Genomic DNA, 20,172 nt, shown 5'->3' with positions numbered 1-20,172 from the left:
CTGAATGGCTGAATGGCTGAATGGCTGAATGGCTGAATGGCTGAATGGCTGAATGGCTGAATGGCTGAATGGCTGAATGGCTGAATGGCTGAATGCGGTGTTAGCTTGGGATAAATGATCGCAATAAAATTGCTTTTATTCCCCAAAAGAGGAATGGTTTTTCTTTGAGCTTATCCGTTAGTATCAATAGACAGATCGTGCTAGGTTGTGTTTTTTATTCTAATAATAAGTAATGTTGGTTCTATTTACACTCCGCCATTCTCCGATATAGAGAGTGGCTTTTTTTATGCGGATAAAGCAGAGGCAATAAAAAAGAGCTGTCGGAACAGCTCTTTTTTTTTCCAATCAAAGCAATTAAGCTTGCTGGATACCCGCAACAACCCAATCTTGTTGTGAGCCAGCAGGCTTCACAAAATGCCAGATTTCAGCAAAGGGTTGAGGTAAGCTGTTTAAGTCTTCACTGACTGTACCGGTAAAACGTACGCTAACAAGATATTGACCATTTTCAGTAGTGCTTTCAACAACCATTGCATTGAGGTTGCTAAATTCAGCAACGTCTTGGTCCTGGTTCGCCATAATGTCGCTGTACATTGAATTATAAAGTTCAGGTGTCAAGTAACGACGAATTTCTTCGACATTACTTGCGCTGTTCACTGACTGAATATGGTTAAAACGTTGACGTGCGATACGCAAGAATGCAGCAGGTTCAGTACCATCTGGTAATTGGTTACCACTACTCATTGATGCAGCACCAAATGGCGCTTGTGGAGCAGCAGCGCCACCAGCTACAGATTGACCAAAGATGTTGGTGTTATCACCTGTTTGGCGAGCTGCAGGCTGAGGTGGAGTTTGACGGCCAAAGTTATTTTGACCGCCATTGTTTGGTGCGTATGGGTTATTGGCTGCTAATTTTTTTTTTGCGCCTAATTTGCGGAAAACAAAGAAGGCGATCGCTGCAGCAAGAAGAACCCAAAGCCAGCTAGGAATGCCACCTTTTTCTTCCTGTTGCTGTGCTTGAGCATTAGCCTGTTGCTCAGTTGCTGTTGGATTTTGTTGCTTGTCATCTGCTAATGCATTGGCAGCAACTGCACCCACTGCAGCACCAGCTACACCCGCAGCAACCATTGTACCTACGCCTGGACCAGATTTCTGTGGTGCAGTTTGTTGTTGAGGTGCTGGAGCTGCTTGACGAGATGGCTGGTAAGATTGGCTAGATGAACTAGATCTGCTCATACCGTGGCTTTTACCACCACCTGCACGTTTTGCTTCCGCAAGCGGTGCAGCAACCAAAGTTGCCATTAAAAGAGCTGCCATCAAGCCACGCTGGTGTACTTGCATCGAAAATTCCTATTTAAATCCAATTTGTAAATGTATTTATGCATGTATTTCGATGGAATTTCAATAACAAAAGTATGTTTTTTTATGTCAAGCGATTAGCCCAGCTCATCACTTAGCTGCATGGCTTCAGTCAGGGCTTCATGCAAACGCGCTACCGCAATGATTTGTACACCATCAATCGACTTCTGTGGTGCATTTCCTCGAGGTAAGATCACATACTTAAAGCCATGTTTTGCTGCTTCTTTTAAGCGTTCTTGACCATTTGGTACAGGACGAATTTCACCCGAGAGCCCGACTTCGCCAAAGACTGCCAATTGCTGTGGCAAGGCTTTGCCTCTTAAACTTGAAGCACATGCCAGTAGTACCGCTAAGTCAGAACCCGTCTCGGTAATTTTTAAACCACCGACCACATTGACATAGACATCTTGTCCTGAGGTTTGTACGCCACCATGTCGATGCATGACTGCCAGCAGCATATTTAAACGGTTTTGTTCCAAGCCGAGAGCAACTCGACGGGGTTGCCCATGCGCATCATCAACGAGAGCTTGAACTTCAACCAGTAGTGGGCGTGTTCCTTCACGGCTAATCATTACAATAGAGCCCGGAATGGCTTCATCATAGCGGCTCAAGAAAATAGCTGATGGATTGGCCACTTCACGTAGGCCTTTATCGGTCATCGCAAATACACCGAGTTCATTGACTGCACCAAAACGGTTCTTTACAGCACGTATCATGCGGTAACGAGAGTCAGATTGCCCTTCAAAATAAAGCACACAATCCACCATATGTTCTAAAACACGTGGGCCTGCTAAGGCGCCTTCTTTGGTGACATGACCCACCAGGAATAAAGCAGTGCCACTATTCTTTGCAAATCGAGTCAGTAGGGCAGCAGATTCACGGATTTGTGAGACACCACCAGGTGCTGATTGCAGTGTTTCGGTATATAAGGTTTGAATTGAGTCCAAAATTGCAACAGCAGGGCGTTCTTGTGCCAACACTTCGCAAATGCGTTCGACACAGGTTTCCGCCATTACCTTAAGTGAGTCTGTGGGTAGATCTAAACGTTGAGCTCGTAAGGCAACCTGTGAAAGTGATTCTTCACCCGTCACATAAAGCGCCGAACTTTTTTTACTGGCCATATGGGTGGCGGTTTGCAACAGGATGGTGGATTTGCCAATCCCAGGATCACCACCGATCAATACAACTGAACCAATGACTAGGCCACCACCAAGCACACGATCGAATTCGCTAATGCCTGTCGGAACACGGGTTTCATTGGAGACGGTGACTTGATTGAGCGTGGTAATACTGGCTGCTTGCCCTGCATAGCCACCTATTTTAGGTTGACCACGATGGGTAACCACTGGTTCGACACGGACTTCCAGTAAACTATTCCATTCGCCGCATTCAGAACATTGCCCAGCCCATTTGGGATGATCTGCACCACATTGTTCACATCTGTAAACGGATTTAATTTTTGCCATAAGATAAAATTGAAAACTTTCTTAAAATTAGATAAAAAAGAGTCAGGACGAAAATTTCTAACAACGCTGATCGTTCTTTATAAGGATAAAACAAGAAGACAGTACGGTTTCGTCACTGGTTGGTTAAAGGGAAGTGCTCAGGAAAATAACATGATATACAACTTATAGACAGTGTGTTTTTAGCATTCATTTTTTTGTTCAATTCACTTTTTCCAAGGATGGTATAGGTGTGTTCGCTTATTTGTTGTCATGAGATTTTGATCGAATGGCATAGATATTGCTCATGCTCAGACGAATGGGAATTTAGCAGTGGCTATTTTTTCAAAATATATAATAAAGGTTGATGTCTATGAGTGCAGCAGAAATTGTAAATTGGGTAAATGGAATTATCTGGAGTCCAGCGCTGATCTATTTATGCCTAGGTGCTGGTTTGTTTTTTTCTATTTTAACTCGGTTTGTACAGGTTCGCCAAATTAAGGAAATGGCAAAGCTGTTAATTAATGGTTCATCCTCCGCGCAAGGAATTTCCTCATTCCAAGCGCTGGCAGTCTCCTTATCTGGACGTGTCGGAGTGGGGAATATTGCAGGGGTGGCGGCAGCAATTGGATTCGGTGGTCCAGGTGCTGTGTTTTGGATGTGGTTGGTTGCATTTTTGGGTGCAAGTACCGCTTATGTTGAGTCAACTCTCGGTCAAATTTATAAGGTCGAATATCAAGGTGAATATCGTGGTGGACCTGCATTTTATTTTGACCGTGGCTTAGGCCAGCGTTGGTTAGGCATTCTCTTTGCGATTGCTGCAATTATTTCCTGTGGTTTATTCCTACCCGGTATTCAAGCCAATGCGGTCGGTAATGCGTTTACCCAAATTACAGGTCAGGGCGCCATCGTATTTGGTAATGTCGGTACTTATAAATTATTGGCCTTAATCGTGATTGTTTCTTTATTGGCAATCATTATTTTTGGTGGAATTAAACGTATTGCACGCTTCGCAGAGTTCGTTGTTCCATTTATGGCCTTGGGTTATATCTTGATGGCCGTGATTATTGTGGCGATGAATATCCAAGAATTGCCTGGCGTGATCAAACTCATTTTTGAAGATGCATTTTCGCCAATGGCAGGGATTGGTGCCGCCATTGGTTGGGGGGTAAAACGCGGTGTTTACTCTAATGAGGCAGGACAAGGTACAGGACCGCACGCTGCTGCAGCCGCAGAAGTTCAGCATCCAGCACAACAAGGTTTTGTGCAAGCCTTCTCCATTTATGTTGATACGCTATTTGTGTGTTCTGCAACAGCTTTTATGATTTTGATTACTGGTATGTATAACGTACAGGGTACTTTAGAAGCTGGGCAGTTTATCGTACAGAATGTTGCGCCTGGCACTGAGATAGGTTCACCAGCATTTACACAAATGGCGGTTAGCACCGTGTTTGGTGGTTTTGGTCAGATCTTTGTTGCCTTGGCGGTATTCTTCTTTGCCTTTACCACGATTGTGGCCTATTACTATATTGCTGAAACAAACATCACTTATCTGAGCTACATCACCAAAACACCATCTCTTTTATTCATCACCAAATGTTTCATTATGATTTCTGTGGCGTATGGCGTACTCAGCGCAACAGGTTATATTTGGGGGATTGGTGATATTGGGGTCGGTCTGATGGCATGGATTAATATCATCGGTATTATCGTGACCTATTTTGTATGGAAACCAACCATTAAGGCTTTACGTGACTATGAAGAACAACAAAAAGCAGGAGTTAAGGAGTTTACATTTGATCCAATTAAATTGGGTATTCGTAATGCAACGTTTTGGGAGGAGCGTCTCAAAAATAAACAGAAGCAAACTTCTAATGATTGAATTATAAATCAATATTTTCTCGAGTAGAAAAAGAGTGGCTTAAATCGCTACTCTTTAATTTTGAAGTGCCTTTTTATGACTGACGAGTTGTCCTCATAAGTTCATTGTATTGTTTTGGCCTTGTGCGTATGATCGAATTCGATTGTATTTCACTTGAAAAAAATACAGGTAAAACATTTCTTAGCTAAAGCAAGCCAACTCATGAATAACGAGAAAAGATACTGAAAATGGTACGAATCGTTGTTCGGCGTTGTTTCAGCTAATGAACTAAAACACTGGAGAGTTTTTGTAAAATGTCGAATCAAAATCTGAGTGAGGCTGCTGAACAAAGCGGACTTCACCGTAGTCTATCTAATCGACATCTGCAGTTGATTGCGATTGGCGGTGCCATTGGAACAGGGTTGTTCATGGGATCTGGTAAAACCATTAGTTTAGCTGGACCATCAATTCTATTTATTTACATGACCATTGGTTTGATGGTGTTCTTCGTAATGCGTGCATTAGGGGAGCTATTACTATCCAACCTTAACTACAAATCTTTTATCGATTTATCGACTGATTTAATTGGCCCTTGGGCTGGTTATTTTGTTGGTTGGACCTACTGGCTCTGTTGGGTCACCATTGGTATTGCAGATTTATCGGCCATTATTTACTATCTGGAATTCTTTAATGGTGGTGAGTCATTTACACCATTGGGCGGTTTACTGATTAGTACTGTTGCGATTGCTTTTGTACTGGGCTTGAACTTGGTCACCGTAAAACTATTCGGTGAAATGGAGTTCTGGTTTGCGATGGTGAAGATCACCGCGATTATTGTCCTGATTGCTGTTGGTTTATGGATGATCTTTACTGGATTTACCAATGCTTCTGGTACGGTTGCAAGCGTTTCCAATCTTTGGACACATGGTGGCATGTTCCCGAAAGGTTTAGATGGCTTCTTGGCAGGCTTCCAGATTGCGATTTTCGCCTTTGTTGGGGTGGAATTGGTCGGAACCACGGCTGCTGAAACACAAGATCCGAAGCGTAACTTACCAAAAGCGATTAACTCGATTCCAATCCGTATCATTATTTTCTATGTATTGGCATTGTTCGTGGTGATGTGTGTAACACCGTGGGATCAGATCAATCCTAAAGTCAGCCCATTCGTTAACATCTTCTCACAAGCTGGTATTGCTTCTGCGGCGATTATCATGAACCTGGTGGTGTTATCGTCAGTGATGTCATCCATGAACAGTGGTGTATTCTCAACTAGCCGTATGTTGTTTGGTTTATCAACGGATGAGCAAGCACCGAAGTTGTTTGGTAAATTATCGAAGTCTGCAGTTCCTGCAAAAGCTTTGATTTTCTCATCAATCTGTATCTTTATTGGCGCATTCGTTCAGTTTGTTTATAAATTACAAACGGGCACCAATGATGAAGTGACTGCATTTACTTTAGCAACAACGCTCTCTACGATTCTGTTCATCTGTGTATGGATGATCATTATGTGGAGTTATATCAACTACCGCAAAAATCGTCCTGAACTACATGCGCAATCAACATTTAAATTACCTGGCGGTGTGTTTACTTGTTGGGTGGTGATTATTTTCTTCCTTGCAACGATCTACTTCCTTGCTTTGGATGAAACGACGTTGGAATCACTCAAAGTCAGCCCGATCTGGTTTGTTATCTTGGCAATTGGTTATTTCTTCTATAAGAAAAAGTAATTCTTTAGCCGATTTAACACAAAACGCCGACCTCAAAGTCGGCGTTTTTTTATGGTTATTGTTTGATTCATTCAAGTTTAGACTTTAGCCGATCTAATGATCACGCTATACTGCTCCGAATTGTAAAAGTTAGGTGCTCAGATGCTTAAAGTCATTTGTTCAATCAGTTTATTGCTCAGCAGTGTCGTTTTAACTGCATGTGGTCAGTCAGGTGCATTGCAATTACCGTCTGATCAAAATCAGGATAAGCGCGCAAAATATCTGCTTTATAAAAATGAAGCACCTCAGGCTAAGGCTTCATCTGATGCAAAAGCAGATCAAGCAGAGGTAGAACGCCAAGCAACATCGTCAACGACTCAATCACAGACCATCTCACCTTAAGTTTGTAAATAAGGACATCTTCATGAGTTTCACTCGCATTAATGGAGTATTGCACGCTGAGCAATGTTCACTGGATCAGCTCGCACAGCAATACGGCACGCCTTTATATGTTTATTCAAAAGCAACTTTTGAAAAGCATTACTTGGATATGCACCGTGCTTTTGATTTTATTGATCATCAAATCTGTTTTGCGGTGAAGTCAAACTCAAATTTGGCTGTTCTGAGTGTATTGGCAAAAGTCGGTGCGGGTTTTGATATCGTGACCGGTGGGGAACTGGCTCGTGTACTGGCAGCTGGCGGTGAGCCTTCGAAAATCGTATTTTCTGGTTTAGGTAAATCTGAAGCAGATATCGAAAAAGCCCTAAATGTTGGGATTGCTTGTTTTAATGTCGAGTCACATGCCGAGCTAGATCGCATTCAAAAAGTTGCAGCAAAACTTGGAAAAAAAGCACCGATTTCGTTACGTGTGAATCCAGATGTAGATGCTAAAACCCATCCTTATATCTCTACGGGTTTGAAAGAAAATAAGTTTGGTATTCCAAGTGATACGGTTGATGAAACTTATCAATATGCAGCATCGTTACCGAATCTTGAGATTGTCGGGATTGATTGTCATATCGGTTCACAATTGACTGAAACTAAACCTTTTGTGGATGCACTTGATCGTGTCATTTTAATGATTGAGCAATTGAAAAGCTTGGGTATCAACCTCAAACATATTGATATTGGTGGTGGTTTGGGTGTGCGTTATAAAGATGAAACGCCACCAAGTGTTGAAGAGTATGCCAATTCAATGCGTCCAGCTTTAGAAAAGTTGGGTCTCAAAGTATATATGGAACCGGGGCGTAGTATTTCTGCCAATGCAGGTGCATTAGTCACCAAGGTAGATTTACTCAAACCGACCAATCATCGCAACTTTGCCATTATTGATGCCGCGATGAATGACCTTATTCGTCCTGCTCTATATGAAGCGTGGATGGATATTCAGTCGGTCAATCCAAATCCTGATGTTGAAGTTAAAACTTGGGATTTAGTCGGTGCCATTTGCGAAACTGGTGATTTCTTGGGTAAAGAACGTGAGTTGGCACTTCAGGAAAATGATGTCTTAGCAGTGTTGGGTGCAGGTGCTTATGGTTTCGTAATGAGCTCTAATTATAATAGCCGTGGTCGTGCTGCCGAAGTTATGGTCAGTGGTGATCAAGCCTATTTAATTCGTGAGCGTGAAACCATAGAATCACTCTGGGAAAAAGAGCATTTGTTGCCTGAGGAGTAAATTAAGATGTATTTAGAATTTACCAAAATGCATGGGTTGGGCAATGATTTTATGGTCGTTGACCTTGTGACCCAGCGTGCTTATTTAGATACAGTGACGATTCAGCGTTTAGCCGATCGTCATTTTGGCGTGGGTTTTGATCAACTATTGATTGTTGAACCACCTGATTTTCCAGATGTCGATTTTAAATATCGAATTTTTAATGCCGATGGTTCTGAAGTCGAGCAGTGTGGTAATGGGGTACGTTGTTTTGCTCGTTTTGTACATGAGCGTCAACTCACGACCAAAACCAAAATCCGTGTGCAAACCAAAGCAGGGATTGTCGAACCTGAATTGGGTGCCAATGGTTGGGTTCGCGTCAATATGGGGCCCCCGAAATTTCTTCCAGAAGAAATTCCGTTTGTTACGCAAGAGCATGAAGATATTGAAGGTTTATACGCACTGGAACTTGCAGATAATCAGAGCATTAATATTGATGTTGTGAATATGGGTAATCCGCATGCTGTGACTATCGTACCAGATGTGCTAACCGCTGATGTTGAGCGTATTGGTCCACAAGTGGAATCACATGCGCGTTTTCCTGCACGTGTGAATGCTGGATTTATGCAAATTCTGGATGAAAAGCATATTCGTTTACGTGTGTTTGAGCGTGGTGTAGGTGAGACTTTAGCCTGTGGTACAGGGGCTTGTGCAGCAGCAGTCAGTGGTATGCGCCGTGGTTTACTTGCTAATGAGGTTGAAGTTCAGCTTGCAGGTGGTAAGTTACATATTGCTTGGCGTGAAGGTGATGTAGTTTGGATGACGGGTCCAACCACGCATGTTTATGATGCCCGTTTGGATCTTAGATATTTTCAAGGCTGATAATCTAAGATTAAAAAAAGCGCGTTGATTGAAACGCGCTTTTTTACTGTTTATCGTTTGCTGAATGCGAGTTTTAGCGCAAATAAAATGAAAATACTTCCTGTGATACGATCCATATAGCGAATAAACTTGGGTTGCTTTAAATAAGCAGAAATGGACTGCATCGCGGAGATCAGGAAGATTGACCAAATAAATCCAATCATGACATGAATCATCACCAGTCCCATGGTCCAGATGACTGGAGATGAAGACTGTGGAATGAACTGGGGAAGGAAAGAAATATAAAAAATACCGACTTTGGGATTGAGCAAATTGCCCCAGAAGCCTTTAATAAACCAGTTTTGAGTCGTTGTAGAATCATTTAAACCTGCGAGTTGGCTACGAGGCTTTAGAATAAGATTAAGTCCTAACCACGTGAGGTAAATTGCCCCCATCCATTTTAAGGCATTGAAAGCCAGATCAGATGCCATCAACAATGCACCTAAACCACAGGCCACAATCATTCCCCATACAATACAGCCAAGATTAATCCCCAAAGCAGCTTGGAATGCTTTGGCTTTACCTTCCAAGGTCGCAGTGCGAATAATCAGTGTGGTATCTAGACCGGGAGTAATGGTCAAGAGGGTGATTGCGATGAGATAGGGAATAAGCATTGTTGTCATCATAGTAGCGCCACTCAAAACTTGAAATTGATTGTATTACACAGGCATGAATTCTTCGATATTGCTTTAGCGAAAAATCGCAGTAAAATTTGCTAGACTGTAGCCGTAGGTATAGGCATAACACTGGAGAGCAACTTGGAAAGCCCTGAAAAACTGCTATCCATGTGGTTAAAAGAACGGATGATTCAAAATCAATCTGAACATACAATCTCGGCGTATCAACGTGATTTAACCGATTTTTTTAAGTTTTGCGAGTATAAACAATTACAACTGCAAGATATTGAAGCATCGGATTTAAGGGAGTATCTGGCAGCCCGTGTCGAACGAGACCAATTAAGCTCCAGTAGTTTACAACGTCATTTGACTTCAATTCGCCAATTTATGAAGTGGGCAGAACAAGGTCAATATCTGGAGCAAAATCCATCCGAGGATTTTAAATTAAAGCGTCAACCACGACCTTTACCGGGCATGATAGATATTGAGACTGTACATCAGATATTAGATCAAGTAGCTCCTGAGAAACCTCTTGAACAACAGCTATGGTTACGTGATAAAGCCATGCTTGAATTGCTCTATTCCAGTGGTTTGCGTTTAGCCGAACTACAAGGTTTAACAGTTAAAGATATTGATTTTAACCGACAGCTTTTACGTATTACAGGTAAAGGCAATAAAACGCGTATTGTTCCATTTGGTACTAAAGCCAAAGACAGTTTAGTGGAGTGGTTTAAAATCTATCGAATTTGGCAAGGTAATTTTAATGCCGACTCAGCTGTTTTTATCTCACAACGTGGTAATGCCTTAACACCGCGTCAAATTGAAAATCGGGTCAAGTTACAAGCTCAACGTGCAGGTGTGAATGTCGATTTGCATCCACATTTATTAAGACATTGTTTTGCTAGTCATATGCTATCTGCCAGTGGTGATTTGCGTTCTGTACAAGAAATGCTTGGACACAGTAATTTGTCGACTACTCAGATTTATACCCATGTTGACTTTGAACAACTGGCAAAAGTGTATGATCAAACCCATCCACGTGCGCAAAAAAGCTAAATCTTGATATATTATGTTGCAAAATTGAGCGTTTAATGGTCGACTACTTTTCCCGTTTATTTCTGGTATTCGTTTAATTGCTGTTCTTACTTAATTGCCACGTTTTTGCAAAATCCAAAACACTTGTAATTTTGCTAGAAACGATCCGTTACAGATCATCCTTATTTAAATCAAAATGCCTGTTTTAGATCATTGAATTTTATAAAATATTAAAAAAATCAAAGTTTAATATTCATCACATTTATAAACTAAATTTGTAGCACCAATAATTATTTTCAATATGTGAACTGAGCGTTTCATCTTTTTTATTGCCATAGCGGAAATTGTGACTTGACCGAAATGCCAAATACATTGCAAGATAGGGCACCTAAAAAGTTTCAATCGAAGAGTTAGAATGCTCTTCATTACATTTACTTGCTTAGAACAGCCGAGGATTACATGAAGGCTCTTGTCGCTGTAAAACGTGTGGTTGATGCCAACGTAAAAGTTCGTGTTAAGCCGGACAATAGTGGGGTTGACCTTACCAACGTTAAGATGTCAATCAACCCATTCTGTGAAATCGCAGTGGAAGAAGCGGTTCGCTTAAAAGAAAAAGGAACAGTTTCTGAAATCGTTGTTGTTTCAGTGGGTTCTAAAGACGCTCAAGAACAAATTCGTTCTGCAATGGCTTTAGGTGCTGATCGCGGTATTTTAGTTGAAACTGCTGATGAAGTTGGCGCTTTAGAAGTTGCTAAAATCTTGAAAGGCGTTGTTGATGCTGAAAAACCAGAACTTATCCTTCTTGGTAAACAAGCAATTGATGATGACTCTAACCAAGTAGGTCAAATGCTTGGTGCTTTACTCGGTGCTGGTCAAGGTACTTTCGCATCTGAAGTTAAAGTCGATGGCGGTAAAGTTCAAGTAACTCGTGAAGTTGACGGCGGTCTACAAACTGTTGAGCTTGCACTTCCTGCAATCATCACTACTGACTTACGTTTGAATGAGCCACGCTATGCTGCTCTTCCAAACATCATGAAAGCGCGTAAAAAACCGCTTGATACGAAGTCACCTGCTGATTATGGCGTTGCAACAGGCACTAAGCTTAAAACAATTAAAGTTGAAGCTCCTGCTGAACGTAAAGCTGGCGTACAAGTGAAGTCTGTAGACGAGCTTGTTGAAAAATTGAAAAACGAAGCGAAAGTGATCTAATACAGAAGGATAAAATCATGAGTATTTTAGTTATCGCTGATCACAACAACCAGACACTTAACGGTGCAACTTTAAACGTTGTTGCGGCAGCTCAAAAAATCGGTGGTGATATTACTGTATTAGTTGCTGGTTCTGGCGCTCAAGCAGTTGCTGACGCTGCTGCTAAAGTTGCTGGTGTGAGCAAAGTATTACTTGCTGACAATGCTGCTTATGCAAACCAATTGGCTGAAAACGTTGCTGGCTTAGTTGCTGACATCGCGAAAGGCGGTTACAAATACGTATTAGCTGCTTCTACAACGACAGGTAAGAACATTCTTCCACGTGTTGCTGCACTTCTTGACGTAAGCATGATTTCAGACATCATTGCTGTTGAATCTGCAAATACTTTCAAACGCCCAATCTATGCGGGTAACGCGATTGCAACTGTTCAATCTGACGAAGCAATCATCGTTGGTACAGTTCGTGGTACAGCATTTGATGCAGTTGCTGCTGAAGGTGGTTCTGCTGCGGTTGAAGCTGTTGCAGAAGCGAAAGACGCTGGTATTTCTACCTTTGTAAACGAAGAAATCGTGAAACTTGATCGTCCAGAGTTAACTGCTGCACGTATCGTTGTTTCTGGTGGTCGTGGTGTAGGTTCTGGTGAGAACTATCACAAAGTACTTGACCCATTAGCAGACAAGCTTGGTGCTGCTCAAGGTGCTTCACGTGCTGCGGTAGATGCTGGCTTCGTACCAAACGATTTCCAAGTGGGTCAAACTGGTAAAATCGTTGCTCCAGATCTTTATATGGCGATTGGTATCTCTGGTGCGATTCAGCACTTGGCAGGTATGAAAGATTCTAAAGTTATTGTTGCAATCAACAAAGACGAAGAAGCGCCAATCAACAGTGTTGCTGACTACTGGTTAGTTGGTGATTTGAACACTGTTGTACCTGAATTGGTATCTAAACTTTAATTCTTTGTGAATGAAGTTTGAAAAACGCTCCGAAAGGGGCGTTTTTTTATACGATTAAAAAAGATTGAGATAGTTGATTTAATATAAGACACCACTTTTGCTTTATTAATATCTGGAGATCTTAAAAAGCTAAGTTGTATTCACTTGGCACACCTATCTAGTTTTGTTCTTGTCTTCATTGAAGAGGGTGCATATAGACTCTCATGTGTATTGCATTGAAGTTATACGAGCGATACAGGGCTTCCTATACGCGCCACCGCTGACATAGTCAAAATCATTAGCAGATGAAAAGGAATGGCCTTATATGGGGGATATAATAAATAGTTGTGAATATTCGGGGGATGACTTATGGGTGCGTAGGATTTTTATTAAAGATGTACTATATTTTTCTTTTAGTGGAAGTGCTTTACTCTATTTGATATTTTTTTCCTCGGACTAAACCGCGGGATCTTCAACGCATTCTCTGAATAGGAATCCTTATTTCTATATTTATGGGTGGTCATGACGTTGATCTTAAGAAAAAGATAAATCTCATTTAATTCAACACTTTTATTCTATTACTTGACGATCTTTTACCCAAAACAAGAAAGATTCAACTTTTATCTATTGAGTTTTGATTTGATAATTTTAAGTTATTAATTTATATAATCTTTTTATTGTAAAAAAATGCTATTTTTAGATGCGTAAACTCACAGTTAGTGAGTGCTTTGTGCTATAATTTTTCGCTGTATTTTTTATTTTTAGTTCAAGCCCTTGAGCTAAATTTTTGCAAGATTGAAGACATAAAAACAGGTACAACTCTCTACCTGTAAACAAGGAGTATGCATGAGCGTATCGGAAATCAGACCGATTGCCATTGAGGACGAACTCAAGCATTCATATCTAGATTACGCGATGAGCGTAATCGTATCTCGTGCATTGCCAGATGTTAGAGACGGTCTAAAACCTGTTCATCGTCGCGTATTATATGCGATGCACGAATTGGGCAATGATTATAACAAAGCGTACAAAAAGTCTGCTCGTGTTGTCGGTGACGTGATCGGTAAATATCACCCTCATGGTGACAGTGCAGTATACGAAACAATTGTTCGTATGGCGCAGGACTTCAGCTTGCGTTACATGTTGGTTGATGGTCAGGGTAACTTCGGTTCAGTCGATGGGGATAGCGCAGCAGCAATGCGTTATACCGAAGTTCGTATGCAAAAATTAACCCATGAAATCTTGGCTGATCTAGAAAAAGATACGGTTGATTGGGAAGATAACTACGACGGTTCTGAGCGTATTCCTCAGGTGATGCCAACGCGTATTCCAAATCTTTTGATTAATGGTACGACAGGTATTGCGGTAGGTATGGCGACCAATATGGCGCCACACAACATGACTGAAGTAGTCAATGCATGTTTGGCCTATGCCAATAACCCGAATATTTCGATTGAAGGTTTGATGGAGCACATTACGGGCCCAGATTTCCCTACAGGCGGTATTATTTACGGTAAATCTGGCATTGTAGATGCTTACCGTACGGGTAAAGGTCGTTTGCATATTCGTGGTAAGTATCACTTCGAAGAAGACCAGAAAACTGGTCGTACCACGATCGTCTTTACTGAAATTCCATATCAAGTCAACAAAGCAAAAACCATTGAGCGTATTGCTGAGTTAGTCAAAGAAAAGAAACTTGAAGGTATTTCTGAGCTACGTGACGAGTCTGATAAAGACGGTATGCGTATCGCGATTGACTTGAAGCGTGGTGAAAACGCTGAAGTAGCGGTAAATAATTTATTCTTGCATACGCAATTGCAAAACTCGTTCAGCATCAACATGGTCTGCCTAGACAATGGTCAGCCAAAGTTGATGAACCTGAAAGATATTATTGCGGCATTTATTCGTCACCGCCAAGAAGTGGTGACGCGCCGTACCATGTACGAATTGCGTAAAGCGCGTGAACGTGGTCATATCTTAGAAGGTTTAACGGTTGCATTAGCCAATATTGATGCCATTATTGAAACTATCAAAACTTCTGCCAACCCAGCTGAAGCGCGTGAGCGATTACAAGCAGGTGAGTGGTCAGGCGGTGGTGTGGTTGCATTGCTTGAAAAAGCAGGTGCGATTTCTGTTCGTCCAGATGAGATCGAAGGCGAAGACCCGGCGCGTCCATTTGGTTTGTCTGGTGATGTCTATCGTTTGTCACCTACACAAGTAGGCGCGATCTTAGAGTTGCGTCTACACCGTTTAACGGGCTTAGAACAAGACAAGTTACACGCAGAATATACTGAAATCTTAGGTCAAATTGCTGAATTAACTGCAATTCTGAATGACTTTAACTTGTTGATGAATGTGATTCGTGAAGAACTTGCGTTGATCTTGCAGCAATATGGTGATGGTCGTCGTACCGAAATTGTAGAGTCTGGTGTTGATTTCTGCCGTGAAGACTTGATTCCTGAAGAGCAAGTTGTATTGACTGTGTCTCAAACAGGTTATGCAAAAACTCAACCACTTTCTGATTATCAAGCGCAACGTCGTGGTGGTCGCGGTAAGTCTGCAACAGCAATGAAAGATGATGACATCATCCAGCATTTAATTGTTGCCTCGAACCATGCAACAGTACTGTGCTTTACCAATGTAGGTAAAGTCTATCGCTTACGCGTATTTGAAGTACCTCAGGCGTCTCGTGGTGCAAAAGGTCGTCCAATTATTAATTTGCTTCCATTGGATGCGAATGAAACTGTGACCGCAATTTTACCTTTGACTGAATTCCCTGAAAACCATTATGTCTTCATGGCAACTGCATCAGGTACAGTCAAACGTGTTGAACTTGAACAATTTAGCAATGTTCGTTCAAATGGTTTACGAGCAATTGAGTTAAATGAAGAAGATACCTTGATTGGCGTTGCGATTACCGATGGTAATCAGCAGATCATGTTGTTCTCGAATGAAGGTAAGGCAATTCGTTTTGCTGAAACTGATGTTCGTGCCATGGGGCGTACTGCCAAAGGTGTCCGTGGTATGCGTGTGAGCTTTGCAAGCAATACCATTGAAGCTGATGATGCTGACGTTGAAAATGATGATTCGGATGATAATGATGATTCGTCAGATTCAAATGTGCTTAGCCGTATTGTTTCACTGGTTGTTGTCCCTGAAACAGGTGAAGTGCTGTGTGCATGTGCCAACGGTTATGGTAAACGTACGCCAGTCGATGACTTCCCGACGAAGAAACGTGGTGGTAAGGGTGTAATTGCAATCAAGACTAGTGAACGTAATGGTGAGCTTGTTGGTGCAGTATCTATTGATGAAAGTAAAGAACTCATGCTGATTTCAGATGGTGGTACATTAGTACGTACCCGTGCAGCTGAAGTTGCAACCACGGGTCGTAATGCACAAGGTGTTCGTTTGATTCGTTTAAGTGATGCTGAGACATTGGTTGGTGTTGTATCTATTGAAGCTGTAGAAGATGATGAAGAGTTATTAGATTCGACAGAAGAACTAGAAAACACTGAGGCAGAAGTAATCACTTCTGAAGAAGTCGTTGTTGAACCGAAAGATGATACGCCTGAAGCGTAAATATTCTGATCATAAAAAAGGAAGCTTATCAGCTTCCTTTTTTTATTAATTTTGATTGATTAGAAATACATCATAGTTGCGGTAATGTAGAACTTTGAAGTTTGGATGATCTGGTTTGTAACCTCCAGGGTTACTCACAACAACTACGGGCTGGTTCTGTTTTAACATGTCTTGGAGCTGCTGCTTATTCCATAAATATTGTTTACGCTCAGGTTCAAATAGTAAGCCATCTTTAAGTTCTAAAGATGAGTTATCTGTTTTCACACTATCCCAATCATTGACAATATAAACTGGTTTTTTAAAGTCCAATAAAAAAGGCAGGTCATAGAAGTAATTGTAATAAAAGACCACATCTGATTTGGGATTCATCGATTTTGCAAAATCGACTTGGTCAGCATTGTTCTTGGTATCGAGAACGCGGACTGCAGCTGAAATAGAGGTACAAAATAGAATTAAGCTTAAGAAAATTGCGCTTAAATAATCTATTTTCTTCAGTTTAAATAACAGCATTAAGCTAAAAGGAACAATGCACAAAATCGTGCCAATCATGTAAATTTGAATAGCGTGACTTGTATAAAAAGCATGATTATTCTTTATGAAATGTGGCGCTAAAATGATCCCAAGCCCTAAAATAAAGATAAAGGTAGCAGGACCCCAGATTTGAAGTTTGCTCTTAGCAAAATTATCTAGAATAGGGCGTACTGTGACAGCTAGTAAAATGGTTAAAGGTGGTACAGCAGGGAGGATATAACCAGCTAGTTTTGAAGGTGGAATGGAAAAGAAAATACTCACCGATATAAACCACCAAAGGCAGAGGGCGAGCAAAGAAGAAGAAAGTGATGCTTGAAAAATACGTTTTGAGAATCTAAAACGACTCACAAAGAACCACGGTAAAAAGCTCACAAACAGAATGAGATAATAAAAAAACCAAGGTTGTTTATTATTAAATTCATTCGAACTAAAACGACTAAATTGTTGATCAATGAAAAAATAATGCAAAAACTGTGGATATTTTAATTGAACCAGATAAACCCAAGGGGCTGTTAAGGCGAGGAAAAAGAGAATCCCGAAAGGGTTGAGCAGGGTTGGAATTTTTTTCCATTGTCGCGTGTAGAGTAGCCAAGGCAATAGTACCAGTCCTGGGATCAAGACACCGATGAGTCCTTTGCTGAGAAAGCCTGCTGCCGCTGCGAAATAGCCTAAAAATAGAACGGTTTTTTTGCCTGAAAGGCTAAAGTCAACAAAGCTCAGAATACAAACGGTCATCCATGAAGCGACTAATAGATCATGGTTGATATATTCACTACTGCCATAGAACAATAAGCTGGTTGCCAGAATAATGATGGTCAGTTGCGCTATTTGTTCTGAAACGTACTTTTTTAAAAAAACAAAAAGACTGATCAGCATCATACAGCCTGCTAAGGTAGGAATAAGCCGTAGTACCCAAGCGTGAAGGCCAAATACCTCCATAAATGCTTTAGAGAGCCAATGCAATAAAGGTGGCTTGTGCATAAAAGGTAAGCCATTGATCCGTGGAATCAGCCAGTCTCCTGATTCAAACATCGCACGACTAATATCCCCATATCGTCCTTCATCAGGCACAGAAAGTGGACGAATCCATGAGCTAATCAATAACCAAACGGGTAAAAAGACAAGTAAAAATTTAGACGATCGCAGCCATTGTTGCATATATCGAATCCCTATTATTGAAATGCAAAATAACGGTTGAGTAAAAAAGTAAAAATTGAGGTAATGCCAATACTAAAAATAACCAGCATGGAAATCGGGATATCAAGGTAATGGTGACTGACTAATAAAACAGATTCATTCAACATGAACCCCAGCCCAGCCACGACGATAAACTTCTTCAGTGTTTCTCTGTGCTGCAGATGTGTGGCTTGAAAAGTAAAAATACGATGACCAAAGTAACTGACCCAGAAAGCCATGAGAAAGGCGAGGAGGTTTGCATATTTTAGTGAGACTTGGTATTGAGGTTGAATCAGCAATATCACAAGAAAGTAGTGTGTAAGTGCTGCAATTAAGCCAACAATACCAAAACGAAAAAACTGTAGGACATGAGTTTGCATTAGAGAGAAACTACATTGTTTTGCTTGTCATGAACCAATGGTTTAGCGTGGTTATGTGAATACTCAGCAGCAACAATATATTTTGGTCGGTTTTTAACTTCCGCATAAATACGCCCAATATATTCACCTAAAATCCCAATACAGAGCAGTTGGATACCACCTAAGAGCGTCATTCCAGCGGCTAACGTGGCCCAACCAGGGATACGGATACCTTCAATCATCGTTTCAATAATGATCCAGATACCGTAACTCATTGCAAAGAGTGCAAGCAGTGCACCGAGATAAATACATAAGCGTAGTGGTAAATCGGAAAAGCCTGTCAATCCTGACATTGCCAGTTGAAACAGGGCCTTAAAATTAAAACTTGATTGGCCAAATTGACGCTGTTGTTCAGTAAAGTGAATCCCAATATTCTTAAAACCAACCCATGCATATAGCCCTTTCATATAACGATTCTTTTCAGGAAGTTTTCTTACTGCCTCAACGACTTTTGCATCTAATAGGCGAAAATCACCCGCATTTTCAGGGATGTCGACCGAAGAACTTAAATTCAAAATGTGGTAATAGCCTTGGGTAAAGATTTTTTTAAGCCATGATTCTGTGCTTCGATCCCGAATGCCATACACCATGTCATAGCCATCTTTCCAGAGTTGAATCATAGTCGGAATTGCATTTAGCGGATGCTGAAAATCGGCATCGATCAATAAGGTCGCATCGCCTGTAACGTAGTCCAGACCTGCACTTAAGGCTGCTTCTTTGCCAAAATTCCGTGATAGAGTAAGGATGTGCAATGGATAGTCATCGAGCATTTGCTGTAAGACCGCGATACTATTATCTTTACTCCCATCGTCAATAATGATGATTTCATAGCGTAAATTTTGTTGTTCTAACTGCTGCGCCAAAGCTGGGATAAACTTTTTAAGGTTTTCTGCTTCGTTGTAGGCAGGGACTACGCAAGAAAGAAATGGACTGTTTATCATAATAATGTATCCATTGAGGTCAGCGAAATTTGATAGATTTGACAATCATCACGAAATTGAGATGAGCTGAGGTATTGGAATTCTCGAACGCGTGCTTGAGCAATGGGATCCTGCTGGTCAATTGTTTGCGTGGCAGGGTGGCACATGATCAGTAAATTATCTTGAGCCTGCTGCAACCACTGTTGATTTAAAAGGGCATAGTTGCTAGATTCAAAATTATAGATCCCTGCAAAATATCGATTTTGCCGAATGTTCTGTTGCTGGCATATTGAGGCTAGCGTAGCTGCGCCTAGTCGTGACAGTAAGTGAGTTTTGATCAAATAGTGCGGGGCTGTGATTGGGTGTTGTAGGTTCCTAACCCAGCCTTGAAAATTTTGTTGCTTAAGGAAACTAACCAAAACATCCCGAATGATGGGGAATTGGTGAATATGTTGATGTCCATCGATAAAATCAGGCTGCTTTCCCATTGCTTCAACAAATGCATTCCACTGTTGTTCAATACTTTGTTGAATGAGTTTGCTGTCTAGCTGTCGACTCCATGCTTTAAGCATTAATATTGGCAATGAGAATATTGTGGTTGCTGAGCTAAATTTATGGGTGAAATTTAGGTGTAAACCGACATGAATACTATTAGAGATTGGCTTGAGCTGTTGTGCTGCAATGGGCCAATGCTCCGCTTGTGTCATGCAAGAAGTTGCATGTAAAGCACCTGTTTTGATGAGCAATAAAATCGCATCTGAAATCTCAGGATTCATTGCGAAGTCATCAGCGCAATAGCATACTTTAGCCATAT

The 20,172-nt window shown here is 41.2% G+C and carries 16 protein-coding genes; 9 read left to right on the top strand and 7 right to left on the bottom strand.

What is annotated here, in order from left to right; all coding sequences use genetic code 11:
* Window positions 1–354: 354 nt before the first annotated feature.
* A complete protein-coding gene (locus F902_RS16080) occupies window positions 355–1,338 on the bottom strand; it encodes a Tim44 domain-containing protein (protein ID WP_005205056.1) in 984 nt (327 codons plus the stop codon).
* Between the two features lie 95 nt (window positions 1,339–1,433).
* Window positions 1,434–2,822: a DNA repair protein RadA gene (gene radA / locus F902_RS16075; RefSeq protein ID WP_004805571.1), complete on the bottom strand. Its 1,389-nt coding sequence runs from the start codon at window positions 2,820–2,822 to the stop codon at window positions 1,434–1,436.
* Between the two features lie 349 nt (window positions 2,823–3,171).
* Between radA and F902_RS16070 the strand changes: the two genes are divergently transcribed.
* From F902_RS16070 to dapF, 5 genes are all read left to right on the top strand, one after another.
* On the top strand, window positions 3,172–4,680 hold the full coding sequence (locus F902_RS16070) for an alanine/glycine:cation symporter family protein (protein ID WP_005205053.1): 1,509 nt from the start codon (window positions 3,172–3,174) through the stop codon (window positions 4,678–4,680).
* A 293-nt stretch (window positions 4,681–4,973) separates the two neighbouring features.
* Window positions 4,974–6,386, top strand: a complete 1,413-nt coding sequence (locus tag F902_RS16065) for an amino acid permease (protein ID WP_005205050.1) — start codon at window positions 4,974–4,976, stop codon at window positions 6,384–6,386.
* A gap of 141 nt (window positions 6,387–6,527) precedes the next feature.
* The gene (gene lptM / locus F902_RS16060) at window positions 6,528–6,767 is read left to right on the top strand and encodes an LPS translocon maturation chaperone LptM (RefSeq protein ID WP_005205048.1); all 240 of its coding nucleotides are present in this window, start codon (window positions 6,528–6,530) and stop codon (window positions 6,765–6,767) included.
* Window positions 6,768–6,789: 22 nt separating this feature from the next.
* Window positions 6,790–8,040, top strand: coding sequence for a diaminopimelate decarboxylase (lysA, locus tag F902_RS16055; protein WP_005205045.1), 1,251 nt, complete (start codon window positions 6,790–6,792; stop codon window positions 8,038–8,040).
* Between the two features lie 6 nt (window positions 8,041–8,046).
* Complete coding sequence (dapF, locus tag F902_RS16050) at window positions 8,047–8,901, top strand: diaminopimelate epimerase (RefSeq protein WP_005205043.1); 855 nt, start codon at window positions 8,047–8,049, stop codon at window positions 8,899–8,901.
* A 50-nt stretch (window positions 8,902–8,951) separates the two neighbouring features.
* On the opposite strand, the gene F902_RS16045 is transcribed toward dapF, so the two are convergent.
* Window positions 8,952–9,563, bottom strand: coding sequence for a LysE family translocator (locus F902_RS16045; RefSeq protein WP_026057481.1), 612 nt, complete (start codon window positions 9,561–9,563; stop codon window positions 8,952–8,954).
* Window positions 9,564–9,725: 162 nt separating this feature from the next.
* On the opposite strand from F902_RS16045, the gene xerA reads away from it, so the two are divergent.
* From xerA to gyrA, 4 genes are all read left to right on the top strand, one after another.
* Window positions 9,726–10,613, top strand: coding sequence for a site-specific tyrosine recombinase/integron integrase (gene xerA, locus F902_RS16040; protein ID WP_017401984.1), 888 nt, complete (start codon window positions 9,726–9,728; stop codon window positions 10,611–10,613).
* Window positions 10,614–11,051: 438 nt separating this feature from the next.
* Window positions 11,052–11,801 carry an electron transfer flavoprotein subunit beta/FixA family protein gene (locus F902_RS16035; protein ID WP_004654672.1) on the top strand — a complete coding sequence of 250 codons (750 nt, stop codon included), beginning with the start codon at window positions 11,052–11,054 and terminating at the stop codon, window positions 11,799–11,801.
* A 17-nt stretch (window positions 11,802–11,818) separates the two neighbouring features.
* The gene (locus tag F902_RS16030) at window positions 11,819–12,754 is read left to right on the top strand and encodes an FAD-binding protein (RefSeq protein WP_004771288.1); all 936 of its coding nucleotides are present in this window, start codon (window positions 11,819–11,821) and stop codon (window positions 12,752–12,754) included.
* A gap of 825 nt (window positions 12,755–13,579) precedes the next feature.
* On the top strand, window positions 13,580–16,312 hold the full coding sequence (gene gyrA, locus F902_RS16025; protein ID WP_005205035.1) for a DNA gyrase subunit A: 2,733 nt from the start codon (window positions 13,580–13,582) through the stop codon (window positions 16,310–16,312).
* Window positions 16,313–16,357: 45 nt separating this feature from the next.
* Here gyrA and F902_RS16020 read toward each other — a convergent pair whose 3' ends face one another.
* From F902_RS16020 to F902_RS16005, 4 genes are read right to left on the bottom strand one after another with little or no spacing between them, the layout of a single operon-like run.
* The gene (locus F902_RS16020; RefSeq protein WP_005205034.1) at window positions 16,358–18,001 is read right to left on the bottom strand and encodes an ArnT family glycosyltransferase; all 1,644 of its coding nucleotides are present in this window, start codon (window positions 17,999–18,001) and stop codon (window positions 16,358–16,360) included.
* Window positions 18,002–18,015: 14 nt separating this feature from the next.
* The gene (locus F902_RS16015; protein WP_005205032.1) at window positions 18,016–18,399 is read right to left on the bottom strand and encodes a GtrA family protein; all 384 of its coding nucleotides are present in this window, start codon (window positions 18,397–18,399) and stop codon (window positions 18,016–18,018) included.
* A complete protein-coding gene (locus F902_RS16010; protein WP_005205030.1) occupies window positions 18,399–19,379 on the bottom strand; it encodes a glycosyltransferase family 2 protein in 981 nt (326 codons plus the stop codon). Before F902_RS16010 ends, F902_RS16015 begins: the two co-directional genes overlap by 1 nt.
* Window positions 19,376–20,170 carry a ChbG/HpnK family deacetylase gene (locus F902_RS16005; protein WP_005205028.1) on the bottom strand — a complete coding sequence of 265 codons (795 nt, stop codon included), beginning with the start codon at window positions 20,168–20,170 and terminating at the stop codon, window positions 19,376–19,378. The genes F902_RS16010 and F902_RS16005 overlap by 4 nt, the downstream gene beginning before the upstream one ends.
* Window positions 20,171–20,172 lie beyond the last annotated feature (2 nt).

The organism is Acinetobacter higginsii (assembly GCF_000369525.1).
Classification (GTDB): Bacteria; Pseudomonadota; Gammaproteobacteria; order Pseudomonadales; family Moraxellaceae; genus Acinetobacter; species Acinetobacter higginsii.
The sequence above is the reverse complement of the archived record's forward strand: the minus strand, read 5'-3'. Positions and strand labels throughout refer to the sequence as shown.